Annotated in this window: 1 pseudogene; it reads right to left on the reverse strand. The window is 48.2% G+C overall.

Annotated features, from left to right (window positions below):
• Positions 1 to 192: 192 nt before the first annotated feature.
• Positions 193 to 303: pseudogene (locus AB5Y99_RS02945) on the reverse strand (gamma carbonic anhydrase family protein); the annotation flags it as partial.
• Positions 304 to 473: the final 170 nt, after the last annotated feature.

A 473-nucleotide genomic window follows, 5' to 3' on the forward strand; every position in this document is an offset into this window, starting at 1 on the left:
ACTGCCTCAACTGCCTCAACTGCCTCAACTGCCTCAACTGCCTCAACTGCCTCAACTGCCTCAACTGCCTCAACTGCCTCAACTGCCTCAACTGCTTCAACTGCTTCAACTTACCATTCAACCTCTTCTATATAAGAACTAAGAGTTGTCCCAGAGCCTGGCGGAATAGTTAATTGCTTGCCCTGTTCACTTAGCATCATCGGCCAGTTCGATATCGCCCACCAGTGCCGCGCAGGGATCTACATACACCCGTTTGCCCAGTTGTGGGCGTTTTCCCTTGTAGGGTCTCAGTCGCAAGTCCATTTTGGCCTCCTTGTTTTCGGCCATTCTAGCAACCTGGAACCAGTTTCTGTGGATAAGTTTGTATAAAAGCTGTGATTGGAGATGAATAACTAAAAAAGTGGCCTTTTTTGCAATTTTATTGCCGCTGAGGGGTTGCCAGAACGAATTCACTCCCTATAATGCGCCTCCAT

The sequence above is a fragment of the Aeromonas sp. R4-2 genome (genome assembly GCF_040908295.1).
Classification (GTDB): Bacteria; Pseudomonadota; Gammaproteobacteria; order Enterobacterales; family Aeromonadaceae; genus Aeromonas; species Aeromonas veronii.